The 25,568-nt window shown below is 67.7% G+C and carries 24 protein-coding genes; 16 read left to right on the top strand and 8 right to left on the bottom strand.

All coding sequences use genetic code 11. The annotated features are described in order from the left end of the window. Window positions 1-103 precede the first annotated feature (103 nt). Both ABD301_RS20730 and ABD301_RS20725 read right to left on the bottom strand, forming a co-directional pair. Complete coding sequence (locus ABD301_RS20730) at window positions 104-601, bottom strand: cupin domain-containing protein (protein WP_344311922.1); 498 nt, start codon at window positions 599-601, stop codon at window positions 104-106. Window positions 602-719: 118 nt separating this feature from the next. Further along, on the bottom strand, window positions 720-1,490 hold the full coding sequence (locus tag ABD301_RS20725; protein WP_344311920.1) for an NAD-dependent epimerase/dehydratase family protein: 771 nt from the start codon (window positions 1,488-1,490) through the stop codon (window positions 720-722). A gap of 421 nt (window positions 1,491-1,911) precedes the next feature. Here ABD301_RS20725 and ABD301_RS20720 point away from each other — a divergent pair, with 421 nt between their 5' ends. The 8 genes from ABD301_RS20720 (at window position 1,912) to ABD301_RS20685 (ending at window position 9,239) form a co-directional block, all read left to right on the top strand. Beyond that, window positions 1,912-3,627 (top strand): peptide ABC transporter substrate-binding protein, encoded by a 1,716-nt coding sequence (locus ABD301_RS20720; protein WP_344311919.1) that lies wholly within the window; start codon window positions 1,912-1,914, stop codon window positions 3,625-3,627. Window positions 3,628-3,632: 5 nt separating this feature from the next. Continuing rightward, the gene (locus ABD301_RS20715) at window positions 3,633-4,616 is read left to right on the top strand and encodes an ABC transporter permease (RefSeq protein ID WP_344311918.1); all 984 of its coding nucleotides are present in this window, start codon (window positions 3,633-3,635) and stop codon (window positions 4,614-4,616) included. Further along, window positions 4,577-5,482, top strand: a complete 906-nt coding sequence (locus ABD301_RS20710; RefSeq protein ID WP_279581170.1) for an ABC transporter permease — start codon at window positions 4,577-4,579, stop codon at window positions 5,480-5,482. The genes ABD301_RS20715 and ABD301_RS20710 overlap by 40 nt, the downstream gene beginning before the upstream one ends. Continuing rightward, window positions 5,479-6,447 carry an ABC transporter ATP-binding protein gene (locus ABD301_RS20705; RefSeq protein WP_344311915.1) on the top strand — a complete coding sequence of 323 codons (969 nt, stop codon included), beginning with the start codon at window positions 5,479-5,481 and terminating at the stop codon, window positions 6,445-6,447. Before ABD301_RS20710 ends, ABD301_RS20705 begins: the two co-directional genes overlap by 4 nt. After that, a complete protein-coding gene (locus ABD301_RS20700) occupies window positions 6,407-7,312 on the top strand; it encodes an ATP-binding cassette domain-containing protein (protein ID WP_344311914.1) in 906 nt (301 codons plus the stop codon). The genes ABD301_RS20705 and ABD301_RS20700 overlap by 41 nt, the downstream gene beginning before the upstream one ends. 68 nt (window positions 7,313-7,380) lie before the next feature. Next, entirely contained in the window at window positions 7,381-7,809 is a 429-nt protein-coding gene (locus tag ABD301_RS20695; RefSeq protein WP_344311912.1) for an uL11 family ribosomal protein, read from the top strand. 5 nt (window positions 7,810-7,814) lie between these two features. Next, on the top strand, window positions 7,815-8,246 hold the full coding sequence (locus ABD301_RS20690; RefSeq protein ID WP_344311910.1) for a hypothetical protein: 432 nt from the start codon (window positions 7,815-7,817) through the stop codon (window positions 8,244-8,246). 270 nt (window positions 8,247-8,516) lie between these two features. Next, a complete protein-coding gene (locus ABD301_RS20685) occupies window positions 8,517-9,239 on the top strand; it encodes a sugar phosphate isomerase/epimerase family protein (protein ID WP_344311908.1) in 723 nt (240 codons plus the stop codon). Between the two features lie 227 nt (window positions 9,240-9,466). Here ABD301_RS20685 and ABD301_RS20680 read toward each other — a convergent pair whose 3' ends face one another. Beyond that, window positions 9,467-11,497 carry a cation:proton antiporter gene (locus tag ABD301_RS20680; protein WP_344311907.1) on the bottom strand — a complete coding sequence of 677 codons (2,031 nt, stop codon included), beginning with the start codon at window positions 11,495-11,497 and terminating at the stop codon, window positions 9,467-9,469. A 233-nt stretch (window positions 11,498-11,730) separates the two neighbouring features. Between ABD301_RS20680 and ABD301_RS20675 the strand changes: the two genes are divergently transcribed. Continuing rightward, complete coding sequence (locus ABD301_RS20675) at window positions 11,731-12,531, top strand: serine/threonine-protein kinase (protein ID WP_344311905.1); 801 nt, start codon at window positions 11,731-11,733, stop codon at window positions 12,529-12,531. A 751-nt stretch (window positions 12,532-13,282) separates the two neighbouring features. Here ABD301_RS20675 and ABD301_RS20670 read toward each other — a convergent pair. Beyond that, window positions 13,283-15,742 (bottom strand): protein kinase domain-containing protein, encoded by a 2,460-nt coding sequence (locus ABD301_RS20670; protein WP_344311904.1) that lies wholly within the window; start codon window positions 15,740-15,742, stop codon window positions 13,283-13,285. Between the two features lie 240 nt (window positions 15,743-15,982). Here ABD301_RS20670 and ABD301_RS20665 point away from each other — a divergent pair, with 240 nt between their 5' ends. From ABD301_RS20665 to ABD301_RS20655, 3 genes are read left to right on the top strand one after another with little or no spacing between them, the layout of a single operon-like run. Next, window positions 15,983-16,633, top strand: a complete 651-nt coding sequence (locus ABD301_RS20665) for a hypothetical protein (RefSeq protein WP_344311902.1) — start codon at window positions 15,983-15,985, stop codon at window positions 16,631-16,633. A gap of 5 nt (window positions 16,634-16,638) precedes the next feature. After that, window positions 16,639-17,583: a nucleoside triphosphate pyrophosphohydrolase gene (locus ABD301_RS20660; RefSeq protein ID WP_344311900.1), complete on the top strand. Its 945-nt coding sequence runs from the start codon at window positions 16,639-16,641 to the stop codon at window positions 17,581-17,583. 23 nt (window positions 17,584-17,606) lie between these two features. Beyond that, window positions 17,607-19,208 carry a DUF885 domain-containing protein gene (locus ABD301_RS20655; protein ID WP_344311899.1) on the top strand — a complete coding sequence of 534 codons (1,602 nt, stop codon included), beginning with the start codon at window positions 17,607-17,609 and terminating at the stop codon, window positions 19,206-19,208. A gap of 342 nt (window positions 19,209-19,550) precedes the next feature. Here the strand turns inward: ABD301_RS20655 and ABD301_RS20650 are convergent, their stop codons facing one another. From ABD301_RS20650 to ABD301_RS20640, 3 genes are read right to left on the bottom strand one after another with little or no spacing between them, the layout of a single operon-like run. Beyond that, window positions 19,551-20,468, bottom strand: a complete 918-nt coding sequence (locus tag ABD301_RS20650; protein WP_344311897.1) for a VOC family protein — start codon at window positions 20,466-20,468, stop codon at window positions 19,551-19,553. 28 nt (window positions 20,469-20,496) lie between these two features. Continuing rightward, the gene (locus tag ABD301_RS20645) at window positions 20,497-21,342 is read right to left on the bottom strand and encodes a fumarylacetoacetate hydrolase family protein (protein ID WP_344311895.1); all 846 of its coding nucleotides are present in this window, start codon (window positions 21,340-21,342) and stop codon (window positions 20,497-20,499) included. Further along, a complete protein-coding gene (locus ABD301_RS20640; protein ID WP_344311894.1) occupies window positions 21,342-21,743 on the bottom strand; it encodes a YciI family protein in 402 nt (133 codons plus the stop codon). The genes ABD301_RS20645 and ABD301_RS20640 overlap by 1 nt, the downstream gene beginning before the upstream one ends. Here ABD301_RS20640 and ABD301_RS20635 point away from each other — a divergent pair. Further along, window positions 21,742-21,864: a hypothetical protein gene (locus ABD301_RS20635; RefSeq protein ID WP_344311892.1), complete on the top strand. Its 123-nt coding sequence runs from the start codon at window positions 21,742-21,744 to the stop codon at window positions 21,862-21,864. The two genes, ABD301_RS20640 and ABD301_RS20635, sit on opposite strands and share 2 nt — an antisense overlap. 76 nt (window positions 21,865-21,940) lie before the next feature. Here the strand turns inward: ABD301_RS20635 and ABD301_RS20630 are convergent, their stop codons facing one another. Continuing rightward, window positions 21,941-22,945, bottom strand: a complete 1,005-nt coding sequence (locus ABD301_RS20630) for an AraC family transcriptional regulator (RefSeq protein ID WP_344311891.1) — start codon at window positions 22,943-22,945, stop codon at window positions 21,941-21,943. 225 nt (window positions 22,946-23,170) lie between these two features. Between ABD301_RS20630 and eno the strand changes: the two genes are divergently transcribed. The 3 genes from eno to ABD301_RS20615 are packed head-to-tail and all read left to right on the top strand — an operon-like array spanning window position 23,171 to window position 25,544. Then, complete coding sequence (gene eno / locus ABD301_RS20625; protein WP_344311889.1) at window positions 23,171-24,460, top strand: phosphopyruvate hydratase; 1,290 nt, start codon at window positions 23,171-23,173, stop codon at window positions 24,458-24,460. Continuing rightward, window positions 24,460-25,038: a septum formation initiator family protein gene (locus ABD301_RS20620; protein WP_163568645.1), complete on the top strand. Its 579-nt coding sequence runs from the start codon at window positions 24,460-24,462 to the stop codon at window positions 25,036-25,038. The genes eno and ABD301_RS20620 overlap by 1 nt, the downstream gene beginning before the upstream one ends. Then, the gene (locus tag ABD301_RS20615) at window positions 25,035-25,544 is read left to right on the top strand and encodes a DUF501 domain-containing protein (protein WP_163568646.1); all 510 of its coding nucleotides are present in this window, start codon (window positions 25,035-25,037) and stop codon (window positions 25,542-25,544) included. Before ABD301_RS20620 ends, ABD301_RS20615 begins: the two co-directional genes overlap by 4 nt. The last annotated feature ends 24 nt before the right edge of the window (window positions 25,545-25,568 follow it).

Below are 25,568 nucleotides of genomic sequence, written 5' to 3'. Positions count from 1 at the left end.
CCACACGTACGCGATGAGGCACCGCGGCCAACGCCGTGTTCCGCAAAGTGCCGCCCCCGAACCGATCCTTCTGGCTGCTGCCGACAAAACTGTCGACCACGGCCTAGGCCGAGCGGGCCGCGCGCCAGGCGGGGCTGTCCAGGAAATGGTTGTCGAACCGCTCCTGGGAATCCAGGATTTCCTGCGGATCGGCCTGGCCGTGGGCCACTCGGTCCAGCAGTCGGAAGTAGTCGAATCTTTCCAGTCCTGGAGTGAAAACAATCAGCACGTCTGCCGGTGACCCCTCGGGGGCCGCGAACGCGTGTGGCATTTTTGGCGGCACTACGAGAAAATCGCCCTTGTTTGCGGTGATGACGTCGTCGCCGGCGAGCACCTGCAACGATCCTTCGACGACGAAGAAAAGCTCCGACGACTTGGTGTGAAAATGCGGTGCGGCGCCGTCGCGGCCGGCCGCCATTGTCGCCCGGTTGGCGCTGACCGCACCGCCGGTGGTCTCGTAGTCGGCGTAAAGCGTCATCTTGATGGGGCCTTCGCCGAGGGTCTCCGCGTCCGCGAACCGTACGTGCACGGCTCCCTGTGAGTCCGCCTGGATATAGGACATCTCGCCTCCTTGAATTGTTCGCTCTCTGATAGTACGGCATCGAACTATCATCCGTCGAACAAAAGAGGGTTGAGTCGGGTGCAGAGGCTCAGAGCTGTGCCGGTTAGGGCTGCGCCGATTAGGGCTGTGCTGGCTTGGGGCCAGGCGCGGCGTGCGCGGGCGACCAGCCGAGCCGTTGCCGGGTCTTCGCGAGGCTCATCGTCCGCCCGGAGACGTCCCCGCTGATGGCGAAGGCCTCGAAGCCGTGCCCGCGGTACGCCAGCGCCGCCTCCAGTGCGGCGGCGCAGTCACTGCCGGAGGTGGCGATGAGCCGGTGGAACAGCGGATCCACCGGCGGCCACTGATGGTCCGGGATCGGGAAGGACAGCCGCAGGCAGACCACGTCGAGGTCCCACTCGACGGCCGCCGACCGACACACCTCCTCGCCCAGCCGCTTGGCCAGGCCGTAGAAATCCCGGGCGTCCGGTGGGGTGTCGTCGTCCGGGAACCGGCCGATCTCGTGCCGGGTAGCCGCCCGCTCCGTACCCGGGATGAGGTAGCGGAAAACGGACATGCTGCTGGTGTAGATCGCATGTCGTACGCCTGCCTCGTGCGCCGCCCGCAGCGCCAGGTAGACGCCGCTGACCGCGACCTCCAGATGGGTACGAACGGTCGGCGGGGTGTCCCAGCCGTCCACCGGCCCCATCGCCATGTAAAGCACTGAGTCGGCGCCGGCGGCCAGCCGTTTGGTCAGCTCGATGTCGCGGGCGTCGCCGACGTGATATTCCACGCCGGGCAGCGGCTCGGCTGGCGCCCTCAGGTCGAGCACGATGAGCCGGTGCCGGTCGGCCAGGATCGGCAGCACCATCCGCCCGACCGTGCCGCAACCGCCGATGACCAGGACCCGCATGGCGACCCTTAGGTGTTCCGGGAATTCGGGAAAAGCCGGGATGTAGGGATATCCCCGATGCTGTTAAGGGAATGAATGTGCATGGCGACTCCAGGTGCGATGACAAAGACCGAAATAGGACAGAAATGCATTCTCTCCCGGAAGTTATTGGCTCTGTTTCGAGGATTCATCGGTTGCCTCTCGCGTCGACCAAGGACGCCCTGCTGGTGTCGGGCCACTGGTGGGGCCGTCGTACCGAAACTAGCTCGCGAATCCGAAGCCGGTCAACCGGGCCAATGGACAGTCAATCTTTTCCGATAATCACTTCGTTCTTGACGGCCCGTGTCGGCGCGCCCTACTGTCTGCCGTCATAGCACGATTTTCCGCCGTGCTGGGCGCTGCGCTTTTCCAGTCGCCGACTGTCATCTGAGGGGAGATGGGCATGGCGCGTTTGTCGATCCGTCGCGCGGTCGCCGCGGCGTCGGCCGGCTTGCTGGCGGCCGGGATGCTCGCGGCCTGTTCGTTTTCTGGTGGTGGTGGGCCGACCGGCTCGTTGTCGGTGGAGTACAACGACGTCAGCACTCTTGATCCGCAGGTGGTGACCTGGGGTGAGTGGCTGGACAGCGCGGCACTGCTGGAGGGCTTGGTGGTGCTCAACTCCACCGGCACCGGCGTGGTGCCTGGTGTGGCACAGTCGTGGACGGAGTCCGCGGACGGGCTGACCTACACCTTCGCCTTGCGGGACACCAAATGGTCCGACGGTCAGCCGCTGACCGCGCAGGATTTCCTTTTCGCGTACCAACGCCTGCTGAAGCCGTCCACCGCCGGGACCGGCGTCACCCAGGGCGCGAGGAGCTTCGTTCCCTCGATCGGGATCAAGGGCGCGCAGGATTTCGTGTTGGGTAAAACGAAAGACTGGAAGTCGGTGGGCATCCAGGCGCCGGACGACCGGACTGTACGGTTCACCCTGGCGAGCCCGAACAACGACTTCCTGATCGGGCTGACCCATCCGTCGATGCTGCCGCTGCCGGCGCACGTGCTGAAGGCGAAGCCAAAAGACTGGGAGAAACCAGCGAACTGGGTCGGCAACGGTGCGTACGTGGTGAAGACCTGGACGCTCAACTCGGCCATGACACTGGTGCCCAACAAGCAGTATTGGGACCAGAGCGGTGTCAAACTCTCCCAGATCACCCTGCACCTGACCGACGATCTCACCCAGGCGGGCGTGCATTACCAGAGCAAACAGGTCGATGTCGCGCTGCTGCTTTCCCCGGACGTCAAGCGCTTCCAGGCCGATCCGGCGTTGCGCGCCCGGCTGGTTCCGGTGCGCAACGCTTACAGCAGCTATTTGGCGGTCCTGCACAGCAAAAATCCAGCGCTCGATGACGTGCGGGTGCGCCAAGCGCTGTCTCTCGCGATGGGCCGAGAGGGCATCGTCCAGACCTGTTCGGCCTGCCGGCCCAGCTACTCGCTGGTGAGCGACACCGTGCCGGCGGCCCGAGAGGCGGCCGGAGTGACCGAGAATGTGGGGCAGGCAAAGGCCTTGCTCGCACAGGCCGGCTATCGGAACGGCGCTGGCTTACCGACCGTGCACATTCTTGTCAACAACACCCCCAATCCGCTGCTTGAGGCGATAGTGGACACCTGGCAGCGAAATCTCGGCATCAAGGCCAAGGTCGACGTGCTGGAGACCGGTGTCTACGTCCAGCGCCGGCAGGCGCTCCAGGAGGCCGACACGATCGGCTTCTACGAGGGTTCCTTTGCCTCGTACAGCACCTGGCGATCGTGGACCGCCACTTTGTGGGATCCTCCGTCGGTGAAGAAGTTCAGCATCCCGAGCTCGAAATGGCAGGGATATCTGACCGCGCAAGCCAGCGGCGATCCAGTGGCCTATGCGAACGCCAACGCGAGCCCACCGGCCACCCAGTTCGGCACCTTGGTGGATCAGGCGATCGCGACGAAAGATCCAGCGGCCGCCATCAAACTCTTCCAGCAGGCCGCCCGGGTCCGGCAGGACACCTATCTGATCCTGCCGACCATCTACACGGACTCGATGTATGTGGTACGCAGCGGAGTGACCGGCTTGCAGCCGCGGCTCGGGCCGCTGCTTCCGTTCACTTTCAAGGGCGTCGGGGTGACCGCCCAGTCCGGTAAATAGACCAGATGCTGGTTTTCCTGCTCCGCCGGCTGCTCCGGATCGCGATCTCGATGATCGCGGTGTCGCTGATCACCTTCGGTTTGCTGCAGCTGGCACCCGGCAGTTTCGCCGACATATCCCGGATAACCAGTGGCGGCAGTGGGGCGGTGGATGCCGACGCGATCGGCAGCCTGCAGGCCCGTTATGGCGACAGTGTGCCGGTCTGGCAGCAGTATCTGAAGTTCATGGCCGGCTTCGTGACCGCGAACATGGGTCCGTCGTACAAATACCCGTCCCGGGACATCCAGGAGATCATCGCCACCGCCTTTCCCAACTCCGCCGGGATCGCGATCCTCGCGGTGGTGCTGGCGCTGGCGATCGCGGTGCCGCTGGGCGTGGTCGCGGCGCTGCGGCGCAACGGGATCCTTGACTACACCACGATGTTCACCGTGACCGCGCTGCACAGCCTGCCGAGCTACTTGTTCGGGGTCATTCTCATTCTGGTCTTCTCGGTCGGACTGCAGTGGCTGCCGGTGGCCGGCTGGGACGGTCCACAGAACGCCGTCCTCCCGGTGCTGGCGCTGGGGTTGACGGCCGCCTCGGTGCTCGCCAGATATGTACGCAGCAGCATGCTGGAGGTGTTGCAGGAGGAGTACGTGACGGCCGCGCTGGCCAAGGGAGGCCGGTTCGGGACGGTGATTTTCCGGCACGCGCTGCGAAACTCACTCGTCCCGCTGGTCACCGCGGCCGGACCGCTGTTGGCTACCCTGATGACTGGCACGGTCTTCGTCGAGACGCTTTTCCAGATCCCCGGCCTCGGGTTCTTCTTCGCGGACGCGGCGCGATCTCGGGACATGCCGTTGCTGATGGGCTGCACTTTGTTTTACGCGCTCATCATCATGGTGATGAACCTGCTGGTGGATCTCGCGTACGGATGGCTCGACCCACGCATCCGCTACGGCGAAGGGGGGTGGGTGACATCGCGACCTCGTCGGCTGCGAACCACCTGACCGAAGCCAACCCGGCCCCGCGGGCCGAAAGCGTCTGGGCTCGCGCGGTCCGCCGCTACAGCGGCAACAAACTCGCGGTGGTGAGCCTTTTCGTCTGTGTGATTCTGGTGCTGGCCGCGATTTTCGCGCCACTCATCGCGCCGTACGGCTATGCCCAGACGGACCTCACCCATCCGCTGCTGCCGGCCGGCCAGCTCGGGCACCTGTTCGGCACCGACCAGCTCGGCCGGGACGTGTTGTCACGGCTGGTCTACAGCCTGCGAACCGCCTTCTTGGTCGCCTTCGTCTCACAGCTTTTCGCGCTGGCGCTGGCATTGCTGGTTGGATTGGTAGCCGGCTATCTCGGCGGCCGGGCGGACCAGTTGCTGATGGCCGGCACGGACGTCATGTTCGCCTTCCCTGCGTACCTTTTCACCGTCATCCTGGTGACCGTCTTCGGGCAGAGCACCTGGGCGGTGGCACTGGCGATCGGGATCGCCAGCTGGGTGGTGCTCGCGCGGCTGGTCCGCGGCCAGGTTCTTTCCCTGAAAGTCAAGGAATACGTGGAAGCCGGACGGGCGATGGGCGCCGGCGGGGTGACGATCGCCTGCCGCTACATCCTGCCGAACGCGGTGGGCCCGATCCTGGTCACCGTCAGTTTCGGGGTGCCGGCGGCAATTGTCGCGGAGGCCGGGCTGGCGCTGCTCGGTCTCGGCGTCGGCCCGCCGGTGCCCTCCTGGGGCGGGATGATCAATGATGGCCGCGGCTATGTGCTGGCCGCACCGCACATGCTGATACCGGTGACGGTCCTTTTCGGCATCACCGTGCTGGCTTTTTCCTGGGTCGGAGACGGTCTTCGGGACGCTTTTGATGTGAGCGAGTCATGACCGCTCCGCTGCTGGACGTGCGGGACCTGCGGGTTTCTTTCCAACAAGGGAAAAATCTGCTGCGAGCGGTTGATGGCCTGACCTACACCGTGGATGCGGGTCAGGCGCTGGCCATTGTGGGGGAAAGTGGCAGCGGGAAGACGATGGGCGTGCGGGCGTTGCTGGGACTCCTGCCGCCGGGCGGGAAAGTCGAGTCCGGCCAAGCCTGGTTCGGCGGCACCGACCTGCTGGCGGCTCGGCCGGAGCAGGTCCGTCGGGTTCGTGGCCGCGAGGTCGCGATGGTTTTTCAGAACGCCATGCAGGCTTTGAATCCCACTGTCACCTTGCAAAGACAGCTCACCGAGCACCTCAGGTGGCACCGGATCTGTGGTCGCTCCGAAGCCGTCGAACGAGCCGCGCAGGCGCTCGCCGACGTGGGCATCCCAGAGCCGCGGCGCCGGCTGCGCATGTATCCTTTCCAGCTTTCCGGCGGAATGCGCCAGCGGGCGATGATCGCGATGGCGATGGTCACCCGGCCGCGGCTGTTGATCGCGGACGAGCCCACCACCGCGGTCGACGTTACCGTGCAACGCCAGATCATCGATCTGCTGGGAAGACTCCGGGACGAAGGGACCGCGATCGTGATGATCACGCACGATCTCGGGGTGGCTCGGGCGTTGTGTGACGATCTTTTGGTGATGTACGCCGGACATGCCGTGGAGCGCGGGCCGACTGTCGAGGTCGTTTCGGCGCCCCTGCACCCGTACACGCGCGGGCTCGTCGGGTGCTCGGTGCAGGTGGGCACTTCCGGCCGTCCGCTGCGGCCGATCGCCGGCAACCCGCCGGAACTGGTTTTGCTGCCGGCCGGTTGTCCCTTCCAACCGCGCTGCCCGGAGGCGGACGGGCCGGCCTGCGACCGTGACCAGTTGCTCGTACGGGCGGCCGATGGCCGAAAAGCGGCGTGCTGGCGGGTCGATGGCCGCTGACCCGGTGGTGTCCGTCGACGCGGTCAGCAAGGTCTTCGCGACCCGTGCTGGACCTGTGCATGCCCTGCGGGACGTGTCTTTTTCGGTGCCCCGTGGGCACACTCTCGGCTTGGTGGGGGAAAGTGGCAGCGGCAAGTCGACGATCGCCCGGCTGGTGCTCGGCCTGGAGCGACCGACCACCGGTGCCGTGCGTTTCGAGAGCGTCGATCTCAGCGCTGCCGGTCGTGCTGCCCGCAAACGAATGCGGCGCCGGATGCAGATGGTTTTCCAGGATCCGTACAGCTCTTTGCTGCCGCACCTGACCGTGCTGTCCAATGTGGTCGAACCGTTGCGGTTGCATGGCATCGGCACGGTGGCGCAGCGCCGTGAGCGTGCGACGCAAATGCTGGTCAGGGTGGGCATCGGCGCGGCGAGCGCTGGTTTCTATCCCCGTCAGTTCTCCGGCGGGCAGCAACAGCGGATCGCGATCGCCCGCGCTTTGGTCCTGGAGCCCGAATTTCTGGTCTGTGACGAGCCGACCTCGTCGTTGGACGTGTCCGTCCAGGCGCAAATTCTCGGACTGTTACAGGGATTGCAGCGCGACTTGGGGCTGACTTGCTTGTTCGTCTCGCATAATCTCGCGGTGATCGAACGAATGGCCACCGAGGTGGTGGTGATGTGTGGTGGCCGGGTGGTCGAGTCCGCATCCACCGAGGAGCTTTTCGCGCATCCGGCGCACCCGTACACCCGGCGGTTGCTCGCCGCCGTGCTGCCTTTGGAAGGAGACGCGCCGCCGCTGCCGGCGGATGACTGGGATCCGGCCTCGCTTGACGACGATGAGCGAGAAGTGGTGCGGATCTCGCCTGGCCATTATTTACGCGCTTGACTCTTCCGTAACGTCAGACTTTAGCGTCCCTCTCTGTCAGCGATAACAGATGAGGGAAAGGACGAGCGATGCCGCCGGCCAAGAAGGTCGTCAATCGGGTCACGATCCAGCTGCGTGGTGGCAACGCGGCGATGGTCGACCTGGGCAAGATGCTGGGGCCGACCGGCGTGAACATGGCCCTGGTAAAGAAAGAGTACGACGCGGCGACCGCGGGACAGCGTGATGACATCGTCCCGGTGGTGGTCGAGATTTTCGAGGATCGCGGATTCCAGCTGGTATACAAGACGCCGCCGGCGGCTTTCCTGATCCGCCGCGAGTTGGGCATTGAGAGCGCCTCGGCCAAACCAGGTCAGGTGAGCGCCGGCACTCTTAGCCAGGCCGCACTTCGCCGTGTCGCGGAACGAAAGCTCCCGGATCTGAACACCACGGACCTGGAAAAGGCGATGCGGATCATTGCCGGGACCGCGCGCTCGATGGGTGTCGCGGTGGGCGAGTAGCCGGCATGCGTCCAGCCGGCTTTCTCGGTGGCGTCGGGCCGCCGTTTCGGATGCTCGACCCCGGTCTGGACCTCGCGGAGCACCTGCTCGCCGGTGAGGTTCCAGACCGCGAGATCGGTCTTTCCCAAGTGGTCGCCGCGCTGCCCGACGAGGATGCCGCCGCCGTACATCTCAATGATTCATTGGAAATCCTGGGCGTACGGCCACGGCTGCGGCGCTCGGAGAACGGCTGGCGGCTCGCCATCGGCGAGGCTTCCGCCGATTTTTCGTCCGAGCTCGCCGAAGCGGTGACCATGCTGGCTGTGCTGGTGGCCGCCACCGGCTGGCAACGCATCGGCCGGTGTGGCCACCACAACTGCGGACGCCCGTTCATCGACCGTACGATGGGCGCGACCACCCGCTCCTGCCCGTACCACCGCCGAAAGACCAGTGGTTAGGGCGTGTCTCCTCATTCCAGGTGGATGAGGGTCGAGATCCAAGCGTCGTCCTGCGAGTGCCGGGCGGTCGCGCTCATACCTCTGTTGTATGGGTGTGATCGTCCGGTGCTCGCAGGCGGCGTTTGGGCTCGGCCCTCGCCGCCCGGGATGAGGAGACGCGCCCTAGGTCCTTTCTGGCGCGGGGAGCACGCAGTACCTTGGCTGAAGACTCGCCGGGTCCGGCGATGCCAGAGGTGGGGAGGGTTTTTGCTGCGGCCTGGGCTGGTTTCGGTGACGTTTCGGCAGCTTTCCGTGCCGGAGGTGGTGGGAGTGGCCGCGAAAGCGGGCCTCGCGGCGGTGGAGTGGGGTGGCGACATTCACGTACCCGATCCGGCGGCGGCCGCCATCGCACGGACTCTCACCGCCGATGCCGGCCTCTCGGTGGCCGCGTACGGGTCGTATTTTCGGGCTGGTGTCAGCGATCCCGCCGATCTTGAGGCGATTTTGACGACGGCCGCGGAGTTGGGTGCGCCGTATGTCCGGGTGTGGGCGGGCACCGTCGGCTCCGCGGACGCGAGCGCCGAACAGCGATTGGCGGTCGTCGACGCGCTGGCGGCGGCCTCGCGACAGGCGGCGGCCCATGGCGTCGGGATCGTGGTGGAGTATCACCCGAAGACGCTGACGGACACGCTCGACTCGGCTTTGCGGCTGTTCGACGAGGTCGGGCCGGACGTGCGGCCGTACTGGCAGCCGTGGGACTGCTTCCAGGTGGCCGAAGCCCGCACCGAGGTCCGTGCGCTGCTCGCCCGCGGCCTGCCGACCGTCCACGTTTTCAGCTGGGATACCGATGGCCGCCGGCTGCCGCTCGCCGCCGGCGAGGCGATGTGGCGCGGCGTCCTGGAGGAACTGGCCGCCGCCGGTGGCCCCCGCAACGCCCTGCTGGAATTCGTCGCCGCCGACGACCCGGCCACCTTCGCCGCCGACGCCGAGACGCTGCTCACCTGGCTGCGATAGCGGCCGGCGTGCCCCGCATGGCGTGTCGCGGGGTGCGGCGCGAAAGTGTCGTACGTGTCTGTTTTTCTTTCCCCCTCCCTTTGAACGGGCGGGGGGTGGGTCGAGAGGCAGACCTAATTTTTAGTTGAACATCGGTCCTCAAACCCACCCCCCACCCGTTCTTGGGTGGGGGTGATTTTTCGGGGTCGGTACGACAGTTTCGCGCCGCACCTGGTCTTGACCGATCGTTACGTGGTGGCTGGAGCGGCGGCGGGGGTGCCGACGATGTCGTCCCAGTTGGGTTCGTCGGCGTCCAGGGCGGGTCGTACGAGGAGGTGCAGGCCGGGAGCGGCCGGGGTGCCGTCGTCGGGGGCGACCAAAACGGCGGCCCAGCCGGCGGTCGGGTCGGTGGGCAGGTCCGCGGTCGACATCGCGCGAGTCGGCAGGCCGCGGGTGGTCAGGGCGGCGGCGAGCGTGACGGACCGGCGGCTGGGCTTGCCGGGCTCGGCCAGCAGAAGCTCGGTGCCGCGGGCGGCGGCGATCGAGGCGGCGGCTTCGATGGCGGCCTCCGCCGTACGGCCGGCGGCGCCCATGACGACGACTGGGCCACCGTCCGGTGGTTCGGACACCAGCGTGAACAGCTGGCCGGTGGTGGCCGCGCGGATCTGGTCGTAGCCGGGATCGTCCTGGGCGACCAGGACGGCCTGCGGGTTGGCGGCGGTGACCTGCTCGGCCACCTCCCGCACGGGATCGTCGGAGAACCGGCTGAGCACCGGAGCACCCAGTCCGCGGCTCTTCGGATAGGTGGTGAGCTGCTCCAACTCGCCCATCGTGCCGGCCATCTCGGCCAACTCGCCGGACAATCCCGTACCGACTTCCAGGTTCGGCGTCGCGTACCGCTTGATGTGCGTGAGGACGACCTCAGCCGGTCGCCGCCCGCCGGTGAGGTCCGCGGCCAGACGGGCGCGGCCGGAGCCCTGCGAGGGTTCGGGGATCAGCGTGAGGACGCGATGCGCGGCCGACACGCCGAGCGCCGCGGCCTCCGCCTCGGCCACGTCCTTGGCGATCCGGCGATCCGGATACACCCATTTGAGCAGCGGGCCGGTCATCACGGTGGTGACGACCGCCATCACGACCATCAGCGAATAGAGCTTGGTGTCGAGTACGAACAGCTGCACACCAACGGTCAGGATGATCAGCTCGGTCAGCCCACGGGTGTTCATCAGCGTCGCCAGCGCGAGCGCCTGCTGGTTGCGTACCTTGTTCAGCTTGGCGCCGATGAACGCGCCGACGAACTTGCCGCCGATTGCTACCGCGAGGATGGCCAGCAGCTGCACCAGCCCGTCCCAGCCAACCTTGGACAGGTCGACCTTCAGTCCCGCGGTGACGAAGAAGAGCGGCAGCAGGAGCAGCACGGACACCTGCTCCAGCCGCTCCAGGATCTCGTGCCGGAGCTGCTCCACCGCGGCCCGCGGCATCACCACGCCGAACAGGAACGCGCCGAAGATGAAGTGGATCCCCATCCATTCGGTCGCCCAAGCCGACACCAGCAGGCCTACCAGGACGACCGCGAGGATGGTGGGGGTGAGCCGCCCGGCTTTCTCCCGTGCCGCGACGAGACGCTTGAGCAGGGGGCGTACGACGCCGAACATCAGCGCCAGGTAAGGGATCGCGAAGAGAATGTGCCACGACGTTGTGGACTCGCCGGCGGCGGCGATCGCCACCACGACCGCCAGCAGGCTCCACGCGAGGATGTCGTCGACCGCGGCGCTGGCCAATGCGAGGCCGCCGAGTTGCGTACGGTGCATCCCGCGGTCGGTCAGGATCCGTGCCAGTACGGGAAAGGCCGTGACCGACATCGCGGCGCCGATGAAGAGAACGAACGCGAGCGTGCCGGTCTTCGTGGGGTGCGTCATGATCAGCCACGTCGCGAGGAACGCGCCGAGCAGGAAAGGCAGGACCAGCGAGCCGATCGAGACGCTGGCGGCGATCCGGCCCTTGCCCCGGATCAGGGTGTGATCCAGCTCGAAGCCGACGATGAACATGAACAGCACCAGGCCGAGGTTCGCCAGTGCGGTCAGGAACGGTCGTACGTCAGTGGGCACCAACGTGTTCGAGATCAGCCCGTGGAAGAGCGTCGGGCCGAGCAGGATGCCGGCGATGATCTCGCCGATCACCGCGGGCTGTCCGAGTTTGCGTGCCACCCAGCCGAGCAGCCGGGCCAGCACGAGGATCAACGCGATGTCCAGCAGGACGATCCCGGTCTGTTCGGAAGTCACTCGATTTCTCCAGATTCCCAGGTGGTGCCGTCCGCCGTAACGTAGCTCAGTCCCGCACCCTGCCGCCGCTCAGTGGGCTCAGTGCGTACGTCCGTCGACTGGTTGTCAGGTCTGCGTAGGCTGGGCGGGCATGCCTGCCTGGCGCGGGGTGAGTTCCGTGGGACGATACGCAACTGTGAGGCAACACCGGCCGCGGGTGGCAAGGGCCGGTGCGAGACGAGTCAGGAGGGGCCGTGGACGGCATTGCCGACTACGAGTTCGTACGATCGCTGGGCACCGGGAACCACGGTGAGTTCTTCCTGGCCAAGACCCCGCAGCGGCTGCCGGTGCAGTCGCAGTTCGTGGCGGTGAAGGTGCTCTCCGGGGAGAAGTCGGAGGACGTCTTCCGGCGCGCGACCCGCGAGCTGAAGGCCTTCGCGGCGGTACGCTCGCCGCACCTGGTCGCGCTCTACGACGCGGGTCAGCAGGCCGGCGTGGTCTATTACTCGATGGAGTTCCTGTCCGACGGTTCGCTGGCCGAGCCGGCCAACACGCTGGACACCAGTCGCAAGTTGCTCGCCGTCGCGAGTGCGGCGCGGGCGGCGCACGCCCTGCACGAGGCCGGCATCGTGCACAACGACATCAAGCCCGCGAACATCCTGCTCGGCGGTGACGGCAGCGCGAAACTGTCCGACCTCGGGCTCAGCCGCGTACTCGCCCCCGGCATGACGATGACCGGCATGGGCTCGCTCGGCTCGGTCGAGTTCACCGACCCGACCCTGCTGCACGGAGACCCGCCGTCCCGGGCCAGCGACATCTTCTCGATCGGCGGCACGCTGCACCGGGTGATGACCGGCCGCGGCCTGTTCGGCGACCTGCCCAACTCCGATCCGGTGCTGGTCCTGCGTCGCGTCCTGTCCAGCAAGCCAGAAGTGTCCGCGGACCTCGACCAGAACATCGCCGCGATCATCCGCGACTGCATCGCCGAGGACCGCGCCGAGCGCCCGACCTCCGCCGCCGAGGTCGCCGACCGTTTGGAAGCTCTCGCCGCCTGACCGGGTGGGACGTTTTCGTTGTTCATCATGGGGTAGTCCCGCACTTTTTCTCGAGACTCGCCATGATCAACAACGCTGTCCGTCGGTGGGGGGCCATCTGGAAACTCAGCAGCCAAAAGACTCAGGTGCGGCGCGAAACTGTCGTACCCAACCGCAAAAAGTTGCCGCCACCCAGTGCGGGGCTGGGGTCAATGCCCTTAAGTTAAGCGTTTCGCCTGCTCAGAATGGGTGTCGTTGTGCCGGAGGGTCGCCGGCTGCCTGGTCGGGAACGGCGGAGTCGGTGTCGAAGTTGTTGATCTTGCTCACTTTGCCTATCCAAAAAGGACAATTCAGTCCTATGTCCGTTTTGGGTAGGCAAAGTGAACAAGATCAACAACGAATCTCACCACTAGTAGCAACAAGCACATGGCTGGGTGACGCTGAGTGTTGTGGGCTGCTGACGTGCGTCGCGCTCGTCCCCCTTGCGCCGACCGAGACCGCGGCGGTATCTCGCCGACCTGCGAAAAGACCCAGGTGCGGCGCGAAACTGTCGTACCCCTCCGGCAGATTTGCCCCCACCCAGTGACGGGCGGGGGGCGGGGCGAGAGGTAAGGGCTGATTTTTAGTAAGACGTCGGTCCTCAAACCCACCCCCCGCCCGTTTAAAGGGAGGGGGCTAGAAAACAGCATCGGTACGACAGTTTCGCGCCGCACCCCAGTAGACGGGCCAGACCTGCGTAGACGGAAACCCGGAAACACGGGCGAAAGCGCGGTCAGTCCTGTGCTTCGAGGATGTCGGCGAGGCGTTTGACCCAGTTGGCGTCGACGCCGTCGGCGATGCCGCCCAGGGATGCGCTGGGGGTGCCGGCGTGGACGACGACGGCGGCTGGGCCGGGGCCCTGGATGTCGATGCAGTAGCCGCACGTACGGGGCACCCGGCGGTGCGGGGCGAGGACGCGTACGACGTGGATGCCCAGCGCTGGGCCGGTGGCGGTCAGCTCGTCGGTTTTCGGGCTGTCGGCGCTGTCGTCCAAAATCGCGAGCACCCGGGGGTGTTTGGCGATGTTCTGGTTCTGCGGTCCGCCGGCGGCGACTACCCGGCGGCGCTCGATGATCATCAGCAGCCGGTTGACCAGGTCGGCGGCGCCCTCGCTGTCGGACGTCACGTGCGGGCCCTGCAGCGGTCCGCGGCCCGGGCGGGCGTGCGGGAGCGCGCGCACCCAGGACCAGCGCTCGGGTCCGATCGGTACGAGTGCGGTGGCCAGGCACAGATCACGTGGGTCGTGCAGCGCGGCGGCCTGCCCGATCACCCAGCGCACCAGCGCGGCGACCTGTTCGGGGTTGCCGCGGATGGCGGCGCCGGTGGATTCGCCGAGCGGCATCGCCATCACCCGCGGCGGCCGTTCGTGCCGCCAACCGACCCGGGTGAGCAGGGTGCGTGGGTGCTGCGGGCCGCGTCGCAGCAGCGAGCCCTCGCGGACGATGGAGGCCATGATCGACACCGGGTCGGGCAGCGCGAGGTCGGCGCCGGCCCGGCTCAGCCGGTCGCTGGGACGCACCTCCATAAGAGACGAACCCGCGTCGATGATCTGGGTTGGCTGGATGGGGCGTGGACCGGTCAGCTGGACGCCGTCCAGCCGCACCGAGGCGCTGCCGACCGGCTCGGCGGTGACCACCCAGCCGTTGATCCGGAACCGTACGTGCTGGGCGTCCAGTGCCGAGTCCTCGATCGTCAGCGGTCCGCTGTTGGCGCCGATCACCGCTTCGCCCAGCGGCAGCGGGAGCACGTGCCCGGCGGCCGGGCCGGCGACGACCACCACGGACAACGCGCCGGCCGCCGGCGGCGCGCTCGGGGCGCCGAAGCCGGCGGCGGGTCGGCTGGCCGGCCCGGTCTGTGGTGGCCGCGCGGGCTGCGCCTGCGGAAAGGGCTGCGGTGGCAGCTGGTTCTGCGGCAGCGGCGCCGACTGGTACGCGGCCGGCGGCAGGTAACTCTGCGGCACCGGCGTACGGCTGGGGATCCCGCCGGACTGCGCCGGCGGCGGACGCTGACCCGGATATCCCTGCCCGGGCGGCTGCTGCTGGGGGTAAGGCTGCGGGGGAGGCGGCGCGCCTTGCTGGCTCGGATACGGGGTGGGTTGCGGCGCGCGCAGCGGCACGCCTGGGCCGGGCTGCTGATACGGCAGACCGGCGGGTCCGCTCGGCGGCGCGGCCGGCGCCTGTGGTGGACCAGCGGCGGGCCGTCGGGTGTTGACCGGGCCAGTCGGCGGCGCCGAAGGCGGGCCTGACGGTGGTACGGACGGTGGCCCGGACTGTGGTCGGGCCGCTGGTGGCGCCGAGAAGGGCGCCGGTGGCGCGGACAGCGATGCCGGTGGGCCCGAGCGCGGCGCGACCACCGGTGGGTGCAGCGCGTCGGCCAGTGCCTGGACGAAGTCGGCGCAGCTCGGGTAGCGGTCCTCGACCTTCTTGGCCATGCCCCGGATGATCACCGCGTCCATCGCCTTGGGCAGGTCCGGACGCAGCTCGGTGACCGCCGGCGGCGGCGCGCTCAGGTGCGCCGAGATGGACGCGACCGGGTTCTCCCGTACGAACGGGATCCGGCCGCTGAGCACCTCGAACGCCACGCAGGCCAGCGCGTACTGGTCGACACTGCCGCCTTTGTCGACGCCGTCGATCTGCTCGGGGGCGATGTACGCCAGCGAGCCCAGGACCTGGCCGGTCGCGGTGATTTGCTGGTCCTCGACGGAGTGCGCCTTGGTCAGCCCGAAGTCCACCAGGTAGGCCTTTTCGGCCTTCGAGCCCGGGTCGCCGACCAGGATGTTGCCGGGTTTCACGTCCCGGTGCGCCATCCCGAGCGAGTGCGCGGAGTCCAGTGCCTGCGCGGTCTCGGCGAGCAGCCGGATCACCCGGTCCGGGTCCAGCGGCCCGTCGGTGTGCAGCACACTCGCGAGGTCGGCGCCCTCGATGTATTCCATCGCCAGGTAGAGCTGCTCGTCCACCTCGTCCGCCGTGTAGACGGTGACGATGTGCGGATGCCGCAGCCGGGCGGCGGACAACGCCTCGCGTAGGAAGCGGCGGCGGAAGGCTTCGTCCGAGCTCAGATGTGGCCGCAGGACCTTCAGCGCGTCGATGCGGTCCAGCAGCCGGTGACGTGCGCGGTAGACCTCGCCCATACCGCCGACGGCGAGGCGGTCCAGCACCTCGTACGCGGCGAATCGCGATCCCGGCTCCAGCACACCTCACAGGTTGGCACGTCGTGTCTCGTCTTGTAACGGCGGGACGGATTTAGGGGCTGTTTGTATGGTCCGCCCGCACCGTCAGGGCGGCTTCGGCCCTGATGGATCATCGGCGGCCGGCGTTGGGGCAGCTCCGGCTGCCCGTACGGTTGCCCATAATGGCTGGGCACGCGTGCTGGCGCGGATCGCCGTGTGGGAGCCTTGAGGCCACTTTCAAGTATCGCTTCCGGAGGTCAATCGATGCAGGTCCGACGGCCCCTGCGGCTGGTGGCGGTGGCAGTGCTGGCGGTGCTCGCCCTGAGCGCGGCCGCCGGCTGCCAGAACAGGTTCGGCGCGGCCGCGTTCGTCGGCGACGACCGGTTCGCCGCGCACGATGTCGACGCCATGGTCAGCCAGGTCCTCAACGACCCGATCTATCACGGTCAGCTTGAGGGTCATAAGGACATAGTGCAGGCGCAGCTGATGACCGCCCTGATCCAGACCGACCTGTTCGAGAAGTTGGCCGCGCAACTGCACACCGGCGTCGGCGACAAGGACCTCGCGGCCGCGAGAACCCAGCCGGAGAACGTCGGGCAGGCGCAGCAGTACGACCTGCCGCTCGATGTCTTCGTGCGGTACACCCTGCTTTACGACGCGATCGGCAGGAAGATCGACCCGCAGCTCTATCGGGACGGTGTCGCATTGCAGGACACCCAGTCGTTGCAGACGCTGCACCAGGATCTGGCCACCCGGATGGCGTCCGTGCTGCGTGCCAACGAAGTTGTGGTGAACCCGGCCTACGGCGCCTTCGACGGCGTGCACCTCGTCGTCCAGGCGCCGGACGACGCGGTGCCGACCATGGAGCCCTGGATCCACCCGCTGACCAACCTGCCGTCGTCGCAGAACAGGTAGTCCCGGTGGCGGTCCTTACCCTGCTCGCCACCTCGCAGCGGTTGCCGGCCGGGTTGCTGAGCGGTCCGGCCTGGCGGCTGCTGGCCTCGTCGACGGTCTTGGCTGGCGCGGAGTCCGCGCTGGTCACGGCCGTACGTGATGCTGGCTCTGAGGTGCGTGTCGAGGTCTTTGACGCGGTACGCCTCGCCGCTGTCACCAAGGAGTCCGGCGCGGCCCTGTGGCTGCTGGACGGCGCAGATCCGGCCGAGTTCGCGGCCGCGGTGACGGCGGCCGACCCGGGCGTGACCGTCGAGGAGCTGGTGGGCAGCTGGGACCCACCCGGCGCGCAACTGCTCGACGTGGTGGCCGTGATGGACCGGCTGCGCTCGCCCGGCGGCTGCCCATGGGATGCCGAGCAGACGCACCAGACGCTCGCGCCTTATCTGCTGGAAGAGGCGTACGAGGCCTACGACGCGCTGGTAGACCAGGACCTCGCCGGGCTGCGTGAGGAGCTCGGTGACGTGCTTCTGCAGGTCGCCTTCCATTCCCGGCTGGCGCAGGAGCTGCCGCCCGGCCAGCGCTGGTCGATCGACGACGTGGCCGCCGGACTGGTGACCAAGCTGGTCACCCGCCACCCGCATGTGTTCGCGTCGACGGTCGTCGCGGACGCCGAAGAGGTGCACGAGAACTGGGAACAGATCAAGCGGCGGGAGAAGGCCCGCGAGTCGTCGATGGACGGCATCGCGCGTACGCAGCCAGCCCTCGCGTTGGTCGCGAAGATGCTTTCCCGCGCCACCCGGGCCGGTGTGGAGGCGTCCCTGCCAGCCGCTGAGGGGCCCGCAGAGCAGCTCGGCCAGCGACTCTTCGACATCGTCGCGCAGGCGCGTACGGCCGGCCTCGACGCCGAAGCCGCCCTGCGTGCCGCCGCCATCGCGTACGCCGACGCCGTACGCGCCGCCGAGCGCTCCTGACCGTCCCAGGTAGCGTTTCGGGCATGCCACTGAACTTCGTGCACACGGTCGAACGGGTCGTCGACGATCTGCTGGACTCCAGCCCGACGGTGGCGTTGTGGGCCGGCGACCACCGCGCCGACGACCGGTTGGCGGACTTCTCGCCCGATGGCGTGCGGGCCCAGATCACCCGGCTCAAAGAGGATTCGCACACGCTGTCGGAGATCGACGCCGACGACCTGGCCGGCGAGGAGGCCGTCGACCTGGAGCTGCTGCAGTCCACAGTGGACAGTCAGCTTTTCGCGCTGTCCGAGCTGCGTGAGCACGAGTGGAACCCGCTGTTGCACATCCCCGGTTTCCTGCTCAACTCGCTGCTGCTGCGGCCCAGCGCGCCGGCCGTGGACCGGCTCGGGTCGGTGGTGGCGCGATTGTCGGCGCTGCCTGACGCGCTGGCCACCGCCGACGTGGTGCTGGCCGACTGCCCGCACGTGCATGTCACCACCGCGCTGTCGCAATGGGACGGCACAGCCGCGCTGATCAGGGACCAGGTGCCGCGCCTGGCCGCCGAGGCTGGTCAGCCACACCGCGCCGACGACGCGATCGAGCAGGCTCTGGCGGCCGTCGAGCGGCATCGCGGCACGCTGCGCCGGCTGGCCGAGGAGACCGGCCGGTCGGCCCGGCTCGGCGACCGGCTGTGGGAGGCCAAGCTCTGGCACAGCCTCGACTCGCCCCGCTCGGCCGCCGACCTCTACGCTGCCGCCGAGGCCGCGCTGGCCCGGGTGTCCGCCGAGATCGTCGAGGTTTCCGCTCAGCTGATCGGAAAACCCGATCCTCGGGCGGCCCTGGACGCGCTCTCGCAGCAGCGCCCGGACGACGACACCATGGTGCCGGAGTTCGAGCGGGCGATGGCCGAAGTGACCGCTTTCGTACGGGAGCACGACCTGGTCACGATGGTCGACGACCCGTACGAAATCCTGGTGATGCCGGAGTTCGCCCGCGGTGTCGCGGGGGCTTATTGCGACTCACCCGGCCCGCTGGAACAGGCCGCGGTGCCGACTTTCCTGGCTGTCTCGCCGGCCCCGCCGCACTGGTCGCCCGACCGCGTCACTTCGTACTATCGCGAGCTCAACAACCACATGGTCCGCAATCTCGCGGTGCATGAGGCGATGCCAGGCCACTACCTGCAGTTGGCGCACGCCGGCCGGTTCGCCGGCCCGACCCGGGCCCGCGCGGTGTGCGGCAGCGGCACCTTCATCGAAGGCTGGGCGGTCTACGCGGAGGAGCTGATGGCCGGCGCCGGCTACGGCGGCCTCGCCGTACGGATGCAGCACCTCAAGATGGCGCTGCGGATGATCATCAACACCATCATCGACCGCCGGGTGCACTGCGAGGACATGGCCGAGGAAGAGGCGCTTGCGCTGATGATGGACCGCGGGTTCCAGGAGGAGGGCGAGGCGGTCGCCAAGTGGCAGCGCGCCCTGCTCACGTCGACGCAGCTCTCCACGTATTTCTCCGGCTACACCGACGTGTCCGCCATCGCCGCCGCCCGACCGGCCACCACGTCCGTACGCGACTGGCACGACCAGATGCTGGCGCACGGTTCACCGCCGCCGCGCCACCTCGCCACTCTCCTCGGCCTTCACTAGCCCCTTGTCGCAACGCCCCGCCAGTGACAGGCCTGGCGTCGAGTGCGGGACTTTAACCCCCACTCGACGCCGAGCGCGGCACAAAATCCCACACTCGACGAAAACCCAGCCGCTGGACCGGTGGGAGGCGGAGAAAACCCGTCTCTCACCGCCAAGCTACTCCAGAACCTACAGCCCCAGAAACCTCAAAAATCACAAAAATTCTCGCGCGCGCGACCTCAAACCCACCCCCCACCCAAACACTGGGTGGGGGCTACAGAATCAGGTAACTACGACAGTTTCTCGCCGTAGCAGGTATTTCGGGGCCCGATGCAAGCAACGGGGCGAGGGAGGTGCGCGCGATTAAGGTGCGTGTGCTCCGGTCATGAGAGCCGCCAAGTCATCCGGGTGCAGGAATGACGGCGGTGGCGGCGGGCCCCAGTTGAACAGGCCCTTGGCGCCTTCGAAGACTTCGGGCTTCCATAGCTGGTCTTCGAGGATGCAGTCGAGATCACTGTAATATTCGGAAAAGTTGCCGGCCGGGTCCTTCAGATACCAGAAGAAGTTGGACCCCACGTGGTGCCGGCCAAGGCCCCAGATGTGCCGTTCCGGGTGGTCTTCGAGCATCCGGCTGGCGCCCCGGCCGACCTCGTCGATGTCGTCGACCTGCCACGAGGTGTGGTGCAGGAAGCTGACTGGGGCCTTCAGTAGCAGCAGGTTGTGGTGGTCGGTGGAGCATCGTAGGAACGCGCCTGCATCGTTCATCAGATCGCTGATCTTGAACCCGATCCCGTCGACGAAAAACCGTTGCGACATTGCGAAATCCGTGGTGCCGAGCACCACATGTCCGAGCTTTCGTGGTCGTACGGCATTCGTACGCACCACGCCGTCGGCCCGGCCGGTCCGATCGACGCGGCCTGGCCCGTTGTATGCGGTGGCCGGCACGACGGGTTGTCGCAGCCGGGGCCGCACCTCCAGGGCCACCGTGACACCTCCGACGGGGTCGGTGGCCGTCAGGCGATCGGGGCCGCGCTCGTACGCCGCGCCGATGCCTCGCAGCCGTGCCTGGGTGCGGTCGAGGTCATCGGGGGAGTCGACGCCGACGGTGAACGAGACCAGCCGGCGGGTGCTGGCTGGAGTCACCCGCAGCTGGTTTCCGCCGTCGGCGGTGGAAAACCAGCCGTCGCTGGTCGGCGCGAGCCCGAATTCGGCGTAGTAGGCGCTGGTCTCGGCCACGTTCGGGACGCCGATGACGACCGCCGCCATCTGGTGCAGGGCCACGATGCACGTTCCTTTGCTGTCGTAGCGGTTAAACCCTGGGGGCGAGCATGCGTTGGCGCATTTCGCCGATGCCGCGGACGTAGCTGGTCAGCTCGTCGCCGGGCTGCAGGAACCAGCGCGGTGTGCGGGCCATCCCCACGCCGGCCGGGGTGCCGGTGAAGATCACGTCGCCGGGGTACAGATCGACGATACGGGACAGGTAGGCGATCAGCTCCGGAATGGGAAACACCATGTCCCGCGTCCGGCCTTTCTGCACTTGCTCGCCGTTGACCGCGGAACCCAGCTCGAGGTCGTCGGGATGGTCGACCTCATCCAGGGTCACCAGCCACGGACCGATCGGGGAGAAGCCCGGAAACGACTTGCCGAGGCCAAACTGCGGCGCTGGACCGGCCATCTGGACGACCCGATCGGACAGGTCCTGACCCACTGAGAGCCCCGCGACGTACGTCCAAGCGTCCGTCACCGCGATATCGCGACCGGGTTTTCCCACCACGGCCACCAGTTCGACCTCCCAGTCGACCGAGTCGCCGGACAGCGTGATGTCGCTGTACGCGCCGGTGAAACTCGACACGTATTTGGTGAAAACCGTCGGCGACTCGGGCACCGCGAACGCCGCTTCGGCCGAATGGTCGGAGTAGTTGAGCCCGATCGCGAAAACTTGTCGCGGGTGCGGACAGGGCGGGCCGAGCTGGGACTCGTCGATCGTGACAATGTCCGCCTCGCTGTACTGTTTTGCCAGCTCCTGTACGGAATCCCACACGTCGAACAGCTCGTTGAGCGTGGACGGCAGTCGTCCGCCGCTCGCTTGATGGACGTCGATCACACCGCCGGGAACCGAAATAACGGCCCGACCGTCCAGGTTTCCGATTCTCATCAGACGATCTTCGGCTTGCCGCCGGAGTAGAACAGCTGCACCGAGTACGTTCCTTCGTTCAGCAGCCACAGCCGGACCTTGAAACTCCGTGCGCCGGCGATGTGCATCGGGTCGGCCTCTGCGAGTTTTGTGGCCGCTTCAAATGATTCGGCGCGATAGACGAACATGCCCTCGCCGTGCCATTGCGCCAGGTCGCCGTCGCCGGCGAACGGGCCGGCGGCGAACATCACGCCTTCCAGCTCCATTTTCGTCTGGTACGCGACATGCGGGTCGAGGTTCTCCAGCACCGGACCAAGCCCGTTGGTCGGTGTCGAGAACACCACGTACAACTGCTTCGCCAGCAGCTCGTGCGTTTCGGAATATTCGACGAGGTCCTTCCACGCCATTTGTGGTTGCGTCATGACACATCGAGACGCTGGCACCGCGGTGGCGGTCCTCATCGAGCACATCCGGCACACCACCCGCGTACTGCTGCGCAACCAGGACGAGCCCGCGGCCGGCGACGGTTCGGCGACCGCTTAAACCTCCTTCCGGTTGTGTCCAGAGCATCGCGACGCGGGCGCGAGCGCACAATCCGCGACGCGCGGCGCTATCCGCATCACGCTGGGAAGTTGCGCATGCGCAAAGCCGTCGACGGCGTCACGCCGAACCTTCGCCGGTACGCCTGCGCGAACCGGCCGAGGTGCACGAAACCCACCTGGTAGGCGACCTCCGACACTCGTACGGGCGCCGGTTCGCCCTGTTCGATCAGCGTGCGGGCGCGGGTCAGGCGTACGTCGGTCAGGTATTCGGTCGGGGTGACGCCGTAGTGGCGACGGAAACCCTCCTGGAGCGCTCTTACGCTCACGCCCGCCTGGCCGGCGAGGTCCGCGACGGTGAACTCGCGTTCCGGCGCGTCCTGGATGAGTTCGGCGACTCGGCGTACGGCTGTGAGGGACGCCGACGGTACCGGCTGGAGCAGCTGTTCGGAGCACGAGTTTGGTTGCCGCAGCAGCAAAGTCGTCATCGCCATCTGCTCGATCTGCCGGGCCACCGGCGCCGGCACAATGCCGCCAGGGGACAGTCGCAGGGTCTGGTCTGCCAGCCGTACCACCTCGACCCACGAATCGCCGCTGGCCGGCGTCACCGCGAGGCGGGGCTCGAAGCGTACCGGCCGCAACGGTCTTGGGGTCAGCCGTCGTGCGTGTTCCTGCAGGGCCTTCGCGTCGATCTTGACGCAGAGTTGCCGCAGGTCGCCGCTCCAGGTCATGGTCACGTGCTCGACCGGCGAAAACACCGACGCCGTGGTGGGGGTCATCGCGACGTCGGCGGTCCCGCAGCGGATCCGCGCGGCCCCGCTCAACGGCAGGTTCACCGCGTAGTAGTCCAGTGGTGCCCGGGTGTCGATGGTCACCGCCGCGCCACACTCGAGGTAGATGAACCGCAACGCCCCGAGGTCGGCGCTGTGCAGCCGGGCGTCCAGCGGCGCTGAGCGGCCCGGCCGGATCAGATGCGGTGAGAACACCCGGCTCGCCACCGTCTCGACGGCCCCGACATCGGCCGAGCGCAGCACCTGGAACGTGGAGAGTGGACGCTGGCTCGCATCCCGCTGGGGAACCGTCATGGCGGACGCTCCTGGCACTGGCCGATCGTGGGTCCAACCCGGGACCACACACGCATGATAGTGCGTACGTCCTTATGAGCGGCGGTTCAGCAGCACGTACGGGAAATGGCCGACACGATGGCGCGCGTGCCGGGCGGGCCGTCCAGGTGAACCGATTCCGATTCGTTAGTCTCGCGGGTAGAGAGCGGCTGACAGCAGATTCCTTGAGTAAGGGGAGCGACCCGAGTGGCCACCATTTCCGGCATCACCGCCCGCGAGATCCTGGACTCGCGCGGCAACCCCACCGTCGAGGTCGAGGTGGTGCTCGACGACGACACCGTCGGCCGCGCGTCGGTGCCGTCCGGCGCTTCGACCGGCGCGTTCGAGGCGGTCGAGCTGCGCGACGGTGAGGACCGCTACGGCGGCAAGGGCGTCGAAGGCGCCGTACGGGCCGTCGTGGACACCATCGAGCCGGAACTGGTCGGCTACGAGGCGTCCGAGCAGCGGATGATCGACTACGAGCTGATTGACTTGGACGGCACGGACAACAAGTCCAACCTGGGCGCCAACGCGATCCTGGGCGTCTCGCTGGCCGTCGCGCGGGCGGCCGCCGACTCCGCGGGCCTGCCGTTGTTCCGCTACCTGGGCGGACCCAACGCGCACCTGCTGCCGGTGCCGATGCTGAACATCGTCAACGGCGGCGCGCACGCTGACTCCAACGTCGACGTGCAGGAGTTCATGATCGCGCCGGCCGGCGCGGCGACCTTCGCCGAGGCGCTGCGCTGGGGCGCCGAGACGTACCACTCGCTCAAGTCCGTGCTGAAGGCCCGCGGCCTGTCCACCGGCCTGGGCGACGAGGGCGGTTTCGCGCCGAACCTGGACAGCAACCGGGAAGCGCTGGACCTGATCGCCGAGGCGATCCAGAAGGCCGGCTTCTCGCTCGGCCAGGACATCGTGTTCGCGCTGGACGTGGCCGCCACCGAGCTGTACGCGGACGGCGTCTACACGCTGGAAGGCAAGCCGCACACTGCCGAGGAAATGACCGCGTACTACGCCGACCTGGTCTCCTCGTACCCGATCGTCTCCATCGAGGACCCGCTGTCCGAGGAGGACTGGGAGGGCTGGGTGGCGATGACCGACAAGCTCGGCGACACCATCCAGATCGTGGGCGACGACCTGTTCGTCACCAACCCGGAGCGGCTCGCCCGCGGTATCAACGCCGGCGCGGCGAACGCGCTGCTGGTCAAGGTCAACCAGATCGGCACCCTGACTGAGACCTTCGACGCCGTCTCGCTGGCGCAACGCAGCGGCTACACTACGATGATGAGCCACCGGTCCGGCGAGACCGAGGACACCACTATCGCCGACCTCGCGGTCGCGGTGAACGCCGGCCAGATCAAGACTGGAGCGCCGGCCCGGTCCGAGCGGGTCGCCAAATACAACCAGCTGCTGCGGATTGAGGAGGAGCTGGACGACGCGGCCGCGTACGCCGGCTTCAGCGCCTTCCCCCGCTTCGAGCCGGAGGCGCGTTCGTAGTGTCCACCCCACGCCCGACCCGCCGCGCGACCGCAGGCTCCGGCCGTCGTACGCCCGGCAGCCAGCAGCCGGGTGGCCCGCGGGCCGGCCGGGGCCGCGGCGAGTCGGCGCGCGGGACCGCACGGGTGCCGTCGGCGGCGAGGCCTGCACGACAGCGGCGGACCAGCGCGAGCATCGCCTCCGCGCTGCCCCGCCGGGGCGGCCGGCTGACCGGCCGCTCGGCCATCCTGGCCGTGGTGGTCTGCCTGCTGGTGCTGACTTTGGCTTATCCCACCCAGAAATACCTGTCCCAGCGCAGCCAGATCGCCCAGTTGGAGCAGGCCCAAGCCACCCAACAGCAACGGATTTCCGGTCTGGCGAAGCAAAAGGCCCAGTGGAACGACCCGAACTACGTGAAGGCGCAGGCCCGCCAGCGGCTGCAGTACGTCGAGCCCGGCGACTCCACTTTCGTGGTGGTCGGCGGTGACCGGTCCACCGCGGCGAGCGGCGGTCCGGCTGGTACGGCGGCGGGAGCTGGTCCCTGGTACGGAAAACTCGCCGGCAGCCTGGCCGGCGCGGACCGCCCGGCCGGCCGGTGACGGCCTCGGTGGACCCGATCAGCGCCGCCGACCTGGCGCTGGTCGGCGAGCAGATCGGCCGCCCGCCGCGAGGCGCCCGCAAGGTGGTTTTCCGTTGTGCCGCAGGACATCCCGCCGTGGTGGAGACGAATCCGCGGGTCGCTGGCGGGACGCCTTTCCCGACGTTGTACTACCTCACCTGCCCGCACGCGGTGAGTGCGGTCAGCACGCTGGAGTCGACCGGCATCATGCGTACGATGACCGAGCGGCTCGCCGTCGAGCCGGAGGTGGCGGCGGCGTACCAGAAAGCGCACGAAAGCTATCTGGCCCGCCGGTACGAGCTCGGTGACGTGCCGGAAATCCACGGGATTTCCGCCGGCGGGATGCCAAACCGAGTGAAGTGCCTGCATGTGCTGGTCGGCCACGCGCTGGCCGCGGGTCCCGGCGTCAACCCGTTCGGCGACGAGGCGCTGGCCGCCATCGCGGACCGCTGGCCGGGGCCGGCCTGCGCGGCCCAGGGTGCATAATTCGTCCACTGTGGACGGTGTGGA

Source organism: Fodinicola feengrottensis, assembly GCF_039530045.1.
Classification (GTDB): domain Bacteria; phylum Actinomycetota; class Actinomycetes; order Mycobacteriales; family HKI-0501; genus Fodinicola; species Fodinicola feengrottensis.
Note: the sequence above shows the minus strand (reverse complement) of the source record. Positions and strands in the feature narration are given on the sequence as shown.

Coding starts and splice junctions, on each gene's coding strand:
- ABD301_RS20705 (WP_344311915.1), top strand. CDS start 5,479: ATGACCGCTCCGCTGCTGGACGTGCGGGACCTGCGGGTTTCTTTCCAA.
- ABD301_RS20645 (WP_344311895.1), bottom strand. CDS start 21,342: ATGAGAATCGGAAACCTGGACGGTCGGGCCGTTATTTCGGTTCCCGGC.
- ABD301_RS20640 (WP_344311894.1), bottom strand. CDS start 21,743: ATGACGCAACCACAAATGGCGTGGAAGGACCTCGTCGAATATTCCGAA.
- ABD301_RS20715 (WP_344311918.1), top strand. CDS start 3,633: ATGCTGGTTTTCCTGCTCCGCCGGCTGCTCCGGATCGCGATCTCGATG.
- ABD301_RS20630 (WP_344311891.1), bottom strand. CDS start 22,945: ATGACGGTTCCCCAGCGGGATGCGAGCCAGCGTCCACTCTCCACGTTC.
- ABD301_RS20700 (WP_344311914.1), top strand. CDS start 6,407: ATGGCCGAAAAGCGGCGTGCTGGCGGGTCGATGGCCGCTGACCCGGTG.
- ABD301_RS20695 (WP_344311912.1), top strand. CDS start 7,381: ATGCCGCCGGCCAAGAAGGTCGTCAATCGGGTCACGATCCAGCTGCGT.
- ABD301_RS20655 (WP_344311899.1), top strand. CDS start 17,607: ATGCCACTGAACTTCGTGCACACGGTCGAACGGGTCGTCGACGATCTG.
- ABD301_RS20720 (WP_344311919.1), top strand. CDS start 1,912: ATGGCGCGTTTGTCGATCCGTCGCGCGGTCGCCGCGGCGTCGGCCGGC.
- ABD301_RS20730 (WP_344311922.1), bottom strand. CDS start 601: ATGTCCTATATCCAGGCGGACTCACAGGGAGCCGTGCACGTACGGTTC.
- ABD301_RS20635 (WP_344311892.1), top strand. CDS start 21,742: ATGACACATCGAGACGCTGGCACCGCGGTGGCGGTCCTCATCGAGCAC.
- ABD301_RS20665 (WP_344311902.1), top strand. CDS start 15,983: ATGCAGGTCCGACGGCCCCTGCGGCTGGTGGCGGTGGCAGTGCTGGCG.
- ABD301_RS20690 (WP_344311910.1), top strand. CDS start 7,815: ATGCGTCCAGCCGGCTTTCTCGGTGGCGTCGGGCCGCCGTTTCGGATG.
- ABD301_RS20725 (WP_344311920.1), bottom strand. CDS start 1,490: ATGCGGGTCCTGGTCATCGGCGGTTGCGGCACGGTCGGGCGGATGGTG.